At 46.5% G+C, this 9,859-nt stretch carries 8 protein-coding genes; 4 read left to right on the top strand and 4 right to left on the bottom strand.

The window, feature by feature from the left end:
* Window positions 1-65 precede the first annotated feature (65 nt).
* From Q0095_RS01315 to Q0095_RS01300, 4 genes are read right to left on the bottom strand one after another with little or no spacing between them, the layout of a single operon-like run.
* On the bottom strand, window positions 66-665 hold the full coding sequence (locus Q0095_RS01315; RefSeq protein WP_297880642.1) for a methylenetetrahydrofolate reductase: 600 nt from the start codon (window positions 663-665) through the stop codon (window positions 66-68).
* Window positions 662-1,675 (bottom strand): alanine racemase, encoded by a 1,014-nt coding sequence (locus Q0095_RS01310; RefSeq protein WP_297880640.1) that lies wholly within the window; start codon window positions 1,673-1,675, stop codon window positions 662-664. The genes Q0095_RS01315 and Q0095_RS01310 overlap by 4 nt, the downstream gene beginning before the upstream one ends.
* Entirely contained in the window at window positions 1,668-1,913 is a 246-nt protein-coding gene (gene cmeU / locus Q0095_RS01305; RefSeq protein ID WP_297880638.1) for a CmeU family protein, read from the bottom strand. Before cmeU ends, Q0095_RS01310 begins: the two co-directional genes overlap by 8 nt.
* Complete coding sequence (locus Q0095_RS01300; protein WP_297880636.1) at window positions 1,910-3,280, bottom strand: phosphomannomutase/phosphoglucomutase; 1,371 nt, start codon at window positions 3,278-3,280, stop codon at window positions 1,910-1,912. Before Q0095_RS01300 ends, cmeU begins: the two co-directional genes overlap by 4 nt.
* 98 nt (window positions 3,281-3,378) lie before the next feature.
* Between Q0095_RS01300 and Q0095_RS01295 the strand changes: the two genes are divergently transcribed.
* The 4 genes from Q0095_RS01295 to Q0095_RS01280 all read left to right on the top strand — a co-directional run.
* Complete coding sequence (locus tag Q0095_RS01295) at window positions 3,379-3,870, top strand: CreA family protein (protein WP_297880634.1); 492 nt, start codon at window positions 3,379-3,381, stop codon at window positions 3,868-3,870.
* A gap of 310 nt (window positions 3,871-4,180) precedes the next feature.
* Window positions 4,181-7,606, top strand: coding sequence for a cytochrome c biogenesis protein CcsA (gene ccsA, locus Q0095_RS01290; protein ID WP_297880632.1), 3,426 nt, complete (start codon window positions 4,181-4,183; stop codon window positions 7,604-7,606).
* Between the two features lie 739 nt (window positions 7,607-8,345).
* Window positions 8,346-8,852 carry a ubiquinol-cytochrome c reductase iron-sulfur subunit gene (gene petA / locus Q0095_RS01285; protein WP_297880630.1) on the top strand — a complete coding sequence of 169 codons (507 nt, stop codon included), beginning with the start codon at window positions 8,346-8,348 and terminating at the stop codon, window positions 8,850-8,852.
* A 9-nt stretch (window positions 8,853-8,861) separates the two neighbouring features.
* Window positions 8,862-9,859: cytochrome bc complex cytochrome b subunit (locus Q0095_RS01280; protein WP_297880628.1), on the top strand; the 998-nt coding region annotated here is incomplete at its 3' end.

The raw sequence follows: 9,859 nt of genomic DNA, 5'->3' as shown, positions 1-9,859 counted from the left end.
CGACAGCCATGATTTTTCCCGTATCGTAAACATCGCGGTCACTGCCCCCTTCACCGTCCCGCGCCTTACGCGAAAACGCCCGTCAAATACGCCGTCAAATCCGTTCGGATGGGCATGAGATAGACGCTGTCTCCCCGGCTTTGGGCGAAGGCCTGCACCTCCCGGGCGAAATCAACGCTCCACGCCAAGGTCGCCGCGAAATTTTTCGGGAACACCACATGATTTTTCAGTTCCCAATAGCTTTTCGCCCGCTCCGACTCGACGGGGGATACCCCCCAATAGACTTCCAGCCCTTCTAACATATCGGCGTACATCGCCAAGAGCCGCAGATCGAAAAACGGCTGGGTGAAGAAACCCACCGCCCCGGCCTGCAATTTTCGACGAATCCGATACTGCTCCTGCTGCATACTGCCCCGATACTGATCGATTCCGGCATACACCCGAATTTCCGGCAATTCTTCCCGAAATTTCCGAATGACATCCGTCGTCACCGTCGGATAAACGGTATGGGTCATATCCTGCGGAGGATCGCCCTCGATGATCAGAACTTCTTTGATCTGGTTTTGGCGCAGATACTCTCCCCCGCCAAAGCTCTCGCCTCGCGCGGATAAGCCTTTATCGTCGTAACCTATACGCTTGTTATTTTCTCCTTGCAGCTCTTTCATTGAAATCTCCTTGGGATGTTGGAATTTAATTTGACTAAAATTTCATATTCGATCGTGCCGAAGCGTTTTGCCCAAATCCGCGCGTCGTCCAGCACGCAAACTCGCTCTCCGCCGAATTCCGCGCAGAAACTATCCATCGACATTTTTCCGAGCATTTTTTGCCCGTTTGCAAGCGCTAGCTCGCCCTCGCCGTCGTAGCGAAATAGCCCATCAGCGTAACCCAGATCGTATGTGCCGATCTTCATATCGCGTGGCGCTTCAAATTTAGCGCCATAGCCCACGCGCTCGCCTTTTTTCAGCACGCGCGAGCTGATCAGATCGGCATAGAGCTTTAGCACGGGGTGTAAATTTAGGCTCTCGTCAAATTGCGGATAGCCAAACTGCGCCATGCCTACGCGCACGTATTCGTCCTCAAAGCCCGCACTTCGCTCGATAGCTGCGGAGTTGCTCGAATGAAATTTTAAATTTCCAAAGCCCGCGGCGGCGGCTTTTTGCCTCGCAAGGCGCTTAAATTCTATAAAATTTTGCCTCTGCGCGAAAAAATCTCCACTTAGCTCGTCGCTTGCGCGAAAGTGTGTAAAAAAGCCACGAAGCTTAAATCCGCCCGCCTTGCATAGCCTAAGCGCCTCATCTAACTCGTTCGCAGCGATGCCGTTGCGGTGCATCGCGGTATCTGCAGCGATATAAATTTTAAGCCCTCGTTTAAGACGCGAGAAGTAGCTCAGATCATTTACTGCGTAGCAAAACCGCTCGTCCTCGTCCCCGCGCGGAATGTGCGAGAGCACTAAAATTTCATCAAATAAATCCGCAATTTGCGCAGCTTCCGCAGCACTTCGCGTTACGACGCGTACAAAGCCTAGCTTTGCCGCTTCCTCGCAGCAGAGCCTGCAGCCATGGCCGTATGAATTATCCTTGGCTACTAAAAATACTCGCTCCGCTCCACCTACTTTGGCGGCGATTTGCGCTAGATTGTGCGCATAAGCGGCGCGATCTAAGATGATCTCAGACATCGAAATTTAGCCCATAAGTGCGGTATAAATATGGCAGCAGCTTGCGCGCGGCGTAATCGTAGCCGTAGAATTTCGCATAAACTTCTTTCAAGCTAGCCGCGCCTGCGCGCTCGAAATCAAACACGTCGGTACCCGCGATTTTTGGCACGCGCTCATCTAAGAATTTAAAAAATTCCGCTCTCGCAGCCAAAAGCTCTTTTATATTTTTTTCAACCTCTTGCTTTTCAGATTCGTTCATCTCTGGTCCTTTAAATTTTCTAGTTTACCTAAAAATACGCGCTGCATCTCGTCGCGAAACTCAGGGCTAGAGGCCTCGAAGCGAGTTACGATCACAGGCGTGGTATTGCTTGCCCGTACGAGTGCCCAGCCGTTATCAAACCGCACTCTGATGCCGTCAATCTCGATAATATCGCGGATAGGCGGTAGCTCCGCGATACCTGCGTGGATTTGAGCTTTAAGAGCCTCGATGATCTTAAATTTTGCCTCCTCGCTCGTATTAAATTTAATCTCATCGGTGCAAAAAACCCGCGGCAGCTTGTCTAGCTCGGCGTCTAAATCATATCCTTTAGCTACGAGCTCAAGCACGCGCATCATCGCATATACGCCGTCATCAAAGCCGAAATATCGCTCTTTAAAATAGATATGCCCGCTAACCTCCGCGGCAAGATCGATACCGAGATCCTTCATCGCCTTTTTGATATTGCTGTGGCCGGTCTTGCCCATAAAGCTTTTGCCGATCTTATCGATGGTATCATACATCGCTTGAGAGCATTTAACCTCGCCTAGGATGCGCGGGCGGTGCATGTTTAGAGCAAGCAGGCAGGCTAGCTCGTCGCCTTTGATATTGCGGCGCGGCGTAAGCACGGCGATCCTATCGGCATCTCCGTCAAAGCCGAAGCCCAAAGCCACGCCGTCTTGCTTCATCGCAGCTTTAAGATCTGCTAAATTTTTCTCCTCGCTGGGATCAGGGTGATGATTTGGGAAATTGCCGTCGGGCTGCGGGAACAAAACTTTAGCGTTTAGCTCTAGCCTTTCGATGATTTTAGTAGCGGTAACGCCTGCGGCGCCGTTTGCGCAGTCGATTATAAAGGGCGCGGCAAAGCCCTTAAGAGCCGCAAATTCCTTCTCAAAATATGCTAGATACTCGCTTAAAATGTCGTACCTCTGGGTGCTTGTATCGGTTGGAATTTTAAAATTTGAACTCATCAGCTCTCGAACCTGCGCGCCTAGGCGTTTCAAATCCGCGCCAAAGAAGCTATCCGTGCCGATCGTTATTTTAAAGCCGTTGTAGTTTTTGGGGTTGTGCGAGCCTGTGATCATTACGTTTGCGTCAAATTTATGCGTAAATACGCTAAAATAGCCCACTGGCGTCGGCAGCAAGCCGATATCATAAACTCGCAACCCGGCGAAATTTAGCCCGCTTACGAAATAGCCGAAAAGCTCGTCCGCGCTAAGACGGGCGTCGTATCCCACGCTAACGCGCTCAAGCCCAAGATTTGCGATATGTTTGCCAAGCGCGAAGCCGATCGCTTTTACGCTGCGCTCGTTTAGCTCTTCGCCCACGATGCCGCGAATATCGTATTCTCTAAAGATATCTTCGATCATAAAATTCCTTTAAATTTAAATCGCGGTATTTTATAAAAACTTGCTTAATATTTATATTATAAATGATAAAATCGCCGCTAAAATTCCAAAGGATGGTTATGAAAAAATTTATTCTAGCAGCGATTTTAGCGGCTTTTGCTTTTGCGGGCGATTACGAGCTCGTAGGTAGCGTAAATACTTCGTTTAGAATTTTTGGCAAAGACGATCGCATCGAAGTTATCGCGGTTAAAGATCCTAAGGTTGATGGAGTGACCTGCTACGTCTCTTACGCCAAAAAAGGCGGTGCCAAAGAGATCATCGGCGTGGAGGAGGACCGCTCCGAAGCCTCTGTTTCGTGCGTGCAGACAGCGCCTAAAATCATCATTAAAGAGGAGCTGAAAAAAGAGGATATTTTTGAAAAACGCAGCTCGTTGATCTTCAAAAAGACCCATGTAGTCAGGCTTTACGATGCGGTGCAGGGCTCGCTAATCTATTTGGTTTATTCAGATAAAGTGATTGATGGCTCGCCCAATAACTCGATCTCGGCGATCCCGTGCCACCAAGCCGTGGGCGACGTGTGCGAGCTCGCATATACCCAAGGCAAAAAATAATAAGAAGGAATTCCGCAAAGATAGAATTTTATCGCAGCGGAATTCTAAATTAGAAATTACGCTATGAGATGGCGCATGAAATTTACATAGAATTTCGCCAAATTCCGCAGCATTTTATAAAATTTTATCCGCGCCGTTAAATTCCTAAGCGAATGCCTAAGAAGAGAATTTTACCGCTTTATCAGAGCATCTTAACGCATATTTGAGCTACGCTAGTAGGCGTGCGCTTGCAGGTCGTAAAATGAAAAATTAAGCAATTTTTGCTAAAATCTCGCGATTTTGAAAACCCTCGTAAATCTAAAGGAAATCAATGAAGACATTTTTTAGTATGGAGTGCGCGTCAGTGATGCTACTTATTTTGGCGCTAGCCTGTGCAATCGCTACTTTTGTAGAGACCGCTTACGGCACGGAAGTAGCTTGGGCGATGGTTTATTCTACTGCGTGGTTTGGCGCGCTGATGGTGCTTTTGGGAGTAAATTTAACCTACAATATCTATCGCTACCGCATGATTAAACTTCGCACGCTGCCTGCGCTAATCTTTCACGCAAGCTTTTTGTTTATGCTTGCTGGAGCGATTTTGACGAGATATTTCGGCTTTGAGGGCAATATCCATATAAGAGAGGGCAGCGAGAGCTCGATCGTAACGACTAAAGACGAGGTCGTTCAGCTTCTTACTTTAGGCAGTGACGGCGAGTTTATATCTGCTGACGAGAGCAAATTTTTAAACGGCGCAGGACGGATGAACTTCGATCTCAATCTAGACGTAGAGGGCAGGATCGCAAATTTAAAATTTAAAGAGCTAATAGAACACGGCGAGCTAAAATGGGTGCAAGATCCGACCGGACAGGCTCCTGCGCGCGTGGAGTTATTATTTTCCAACAATGTTGGCAGCCAAAATGTCTCCTTGCAATCAGGAGAAAGCATGGATATAGGCGAGCTTAGTATTACTTTTAATGCAGAGCCTAAAAGTAAGAATTTCATCTATATAAAATCCAAAGACGGCAAATTTTATCTAAACTCAAATCTTGATATAAACGCCACTAAAATGGCTGATATGAGCACTGCACCGCTTAAGAGAAACGAGGATAATCCGCTAGGCAATCTCTTGCTTTACAGCTTCGACGGGATAAATTTCGCCCCCGTTAGCCTGCTTAGCTCCGCGGTCGAGAAATTTGTCCCGGTCGATACGAATTTACCGGGTGAGCCCGGCGTAGTAGCTACGCTAAGCTTTGCAGGGCAGAGTCGCGAAATCTACGTACCTAGGGATTCGCATGGCGCTAGCTACAAGGTAGGTGATAAGAATTTCATCGTAGCCTTGGCGCCAAAGATGCTTCATCTGCCTTTTAAAATCGCGCTTCGCGACTTTGTGATGGATCGCTATCCAGGCACCAATTCGCCCTCCGGATATAAAAGCGAAATCACGTTAAAAGACGGCAATACGAGCTTTGATTATGATATTTTTATGAATCACGTGCTCGATTACGGCGGATACCGATTTTTCCAAAGCTCATACGACACGGATGAGCGTGGTACCGTGCTTTCGGTCAATAAAGACCCCGGCAAAGCTCCAACTTACATCGGCTATTTTTTGCTTTGCGTGGGGATGTTTTTTAACTTTTTCAACCGAGGCTCGCGCTTTTTCAAGCTCTCGCGCTTAATCAGCGAAAATACGCATCTTGCTACAGAAAAAGATGTAAATTCTAAAAATTCCGCGTCTAGCTCGGTGCCCGTAAGCTCCGCAGAAAGCTCCATATCAAAACGCACCAAAAAATCGCGACGCGGCACTAAAGGTGCGGCATTGGCATTAGTAGGCGCATTGGCTTTGAGCTTGGCTGCATTGTATCCTAGCGCAGCAAATGCCGAACAAAACTCCACTACTCAAAATTCTAGTTCCGTCTCAAACACAGCTACAGAAAATTCCGCGCCGCAAAGCCCGGCTAGCGTGCAAAATTCTACTTCGCAAAATTTTGTGCAAAATTCCGCGCAGAATTTCGCCGTTGAAAATTCCAATCAAAGCTCCGTTTCGCAAGAATCTGCAGCGGAGCAAGACTCCATCCCGCCGCATAATTTTTCTACTATGGGAGGCGAGCTAGCCGTGCCGAAATTTGATCCTAAATTTAGTGAGGATCTAGCAAGCCTCGTAATTCAGGGATTTGATGGGCGAATGGAGCCTTTTGATACAGTTTCTAGGGAGCTTTTAAATAAAATTTACCGCGCCGACAACTACAAGGCGCCAAATGGCGAAATTTTAAATCATAACGCTGCCGCGCTTTCGTTTATGCTAAATCAAAGCTACTGGAGGCGTGCGCCAATCATCAAGGTTAGCGAGCCGGAGCTTAAAAAAATTCTAGGTATGGATGAGAAGCAAAGCCACGCCAGCATGATGGATTTTTTTGAATTTAAAGGCGGCGAGAGTTATTACAAGCTCGATAAAATGGTCGAGGAGATCAACCGAAAGCCTTTGGGCAATCGCGGCGTGCTCGATAAAGAGATCATCAAGGTAAATGAGCGCGTAAACGTCTTTTACTCGGCGTTTATGGGGGATTATTTTAGAATTATTCCGGTTAAGAACGCTAAAAATAACGAGTGGCTTTCGCCGCTATATCTAGGCGATGCGCTGGATCAAAACGAATCTGCTGAAGTTAAAAAGATGATGGGAATATTCGTTTCGTCCGTGGTCTATGCCCAAGAAAGCGGGGATTGGAGCGGCGCAGAAAAGATGCTAAGCTACGTCAAAAAATACCAAGCGCAAAACGGAGTAAATTTAATGCCTAGCGAGGGCGCAATAAAATATGAAATTCTATTTAATAAGGCTAAAATTTTTTCTCGCCTCTTTCCGATCTACACTGTCTCGGGATTTTTGCTTCTGATCTTTATCTTTTTGCGGATGATGAAGCCCGCTCTTCGTCTAGGCGGCGCGTTTAAGCTCGTTTATGCCGTAAATATCGTCGCTTTTATCGCGCATACTGCAGGTCTTGCGCTACGCGGCTACGTCTCGGGGCACGCGCCGTGGAGCAACTCATACGAATCGCTCATCTACATCGCGTGGGCGCTGTCGCTAAGCGGAATCTTTTTCTCGCGTAAATCCGCGATCTCGCTGGCGCTTACCTCGATAATGGCGGGTATCACGCTGATGGTGGCACATCTTAGCGACATCGATCCGCAGATTACTAATCTGCAGCCGGTCTTAAAATCATACTGGCTTACGATCCACGTCTCGGTAATCACCGCGAGCTATGGATTTTTGGGGCTTTGCATGCTGCTTGGAATTTTTACCCTCGTGATGTTTTTATTCGATAAGAAAAACCCCGAGATTGCGCGCAATATCGCAGAAGCCACGCATATCAACGAAATGTCGATGATCCTAGGGCTTTGTTTGCTGACGGTCGGCAACTTCCTAGGCGGCGTGTGGGCGAACGAAAGCTGGGGGCGCTACTGGGGCTGGGATCCGAAGGAGACCTGGGCGCTCATTACGATTTTTATCTACGCGGTGGTAGTGCATTTTAGATTTATGCCTAAGCTCAATAATCAGTTCGCCTTTGCCGTAGCCTCGATGTTTGCGTATTTTAGCGTCATAATGACCTATTTTGGTGTAAATTTCTACCTAAGCGGCATGCACTCCTATGCTAGCGGCGAGCGTATTCCGGTGCCGGGCTGGGCGTACGTGATGGTCGCTTCGATGGTGGCTCTTGCGATCGCGGCGTATTTTCGCTCGGGCAAATCGGCTAGACTTTAGATAGGTGGGGCCCAAATTTCAGAATAATAATTTTGAAATTTCGCCCGGATTTTGCAGCTTGCCGAGGCTTTAGGGATTTATGAAATTTATCTTTAAATTTTGGCTAGGCTTTGAAATCCCGCAGAATTTTATAGAATTTTATGGCTCACGATTGCGCTAAATTTTAAAATTTTGCATCGCGACAAAATTTTTGATGCTTGAAATTTTAAGGCGTCGTAAAATTCTAATGATTTAGAATTTGCGCCGCTATGGGGTTTAATGTTTTAAATTTTACTTCTAGCGGAATTTTTTCATGCGACAGAAGTGTGACGAATTCTAGAATTTTAAAATTTCAGCTAGCGCGCTAGCGTAAAATTCCACTCCGCTACTATTATGACTGAGCAGTGAAATTTTAAGATTTGATTTTATAAATTCTATGCTCATTTTTAAATTTAAAATCTCGCGCTTTATGAAATTTTATTTATGATGTCGAAATTTTAAAATTTTGCACGCCATTGTCGCAGTAGCTTTTGCGCGACAAAATTTTAAAATTTTAAATTCCGCGCCATGATAGAACATGACAGAATTTGAAAATTTATAAAATTTTAAACTGCGAAAACGCCTCGCTAGGCATTAAAATTATCTTAAAATATAATTTAGCTTGCAAGATTAAGCTAAATTTCTGCTTATAATCATATTGATTTAATCTTTATTTGGCTAAAATTGACACTTGTCAATTTCTTAATTTGAAAGGATAAAGATGTCTGATCTAAAACAGGATAGACGAGGCTTTATCGAGCTTACTTTCGGCGCGGTTGCCGCTGTGGGTGGCGTTTTCGCACTCGTGGGGATGAAGAAATCGTGGGATCCGCTTCCTAGCGTGCGCGCTGCGGGCGTCACTACGGTAGATCTAAGTCCGATCAAAGAGGGCGAGCTTTATCAAACTCAGTGGCGCAAAAAGCCGATTTTCGTGCTTAAAAAGACCGCCGATATGCCTAAAAACGATGCCCGCGATGTCGTCGTAGGGGATGCTAGATATACGCTTTGCATAGGGCTTTGCACGCATTTAGGCTGTATTCCTAGCTACAAGCCATCGACGCAACAATTCATCTGTGCATGTCACGGCGGGATTTTCGATGCTAACGGCGTAAACGTATTTGGTCCGCCGCCGCGTCCTATGGATATACCGCCCTTTAAAATCGACGGAACGAAACTCGTTTTAGGCGAAGAGGGCTCCGAATACCAAGCCCTAAAGCAGAAAGCATAGGAGGCGCAGATGGCACATATAAGAAAAGCTACGGGAGTTTGGGATTGGTTCGACCAAAGGCTCGCCGTAACGAAATTTTTCAAGGTGATGGTAAGCGAGTATTGGATTCCTAAAAATATCAGCTTCCTTTGGGCGATGGGCGTTATTTTGATGACGCTATTTATAGTTTTGTTCGTTAGTGGACTAATGCTCGTGATGTATTATAAGCCGGATGTAAATTTAGCATTTGATAGCGTAAATTTCACGATTATGAAGGAGGTCGAATACGGCTGGCTATGGCGTCATATCCACGCAGTATCGGCATCAGTTGTATTTTTGATCTTATACATTCATACTTTAGTAGCTATTTATTACCGCTCGTATAAGCAAGGGCGAGAGATGATTTGGGTAAGCGGAATGCTGCTTTTCATTATTTTTTCGGCCGAGGCTTTCAGCGGCTATATGCTTCCATGGGGGCAGATGAGCTACTGGGCAGCGATGGTTATTACTAATCTTTTTGGTGGAATTCCAGTAGTGGGCGATGCGATAGTCGAGTGGATTCGCGGCGATTACGCCGTAAGCGATCCGACGCTGACGCGATTTTTTATGCTTCATGTCTGTTTGCTGCCTCTCGTGGTGGTTGCGGTGCTGGCAGTGCATTTTTATTCGCTTAGATTTCCGCATGTAAATAACCTAGATGGCGAGGAGATTGACTTTGATCTTGAAGGCGAGAAGTATCTGCAGGGCAAAACGGGCGAAAGCAAGGTAATTCCGTTTTGGCCGGGCTTTTTGGCGAAGGATTTTTTCTACGTCAGTATCTTTATGATATTTTTCTTTTATCTGGTCGGCTTTCACTTCGATTTTGCGATGGATCCGATAAATTTCGAGCCGGCAAATAGCCTCAAAACCCCGACGCATATCTATCCGGAATGGTACTTTCTCTGGGAGTATGAAATTCTGCGCGGATTTTACTTTGATGTAGGACCGCTTAAGGCCGCCGACATCGGGCTTATCGCCTTTGCATTCGC

Origin of the sequence: uncultured Campylobacter sp. (assembly GCF_938045535.1) — a bacterium.
Taxonomy (GTDB): Bacteria; Campylobacterota; Campylobacteria; order Campylobacterales; family Campylobacteraceae; genus Campylobacter_B.
This window is presented reverse-complemented; position numbering and strand designations above follow the sequence as displayed.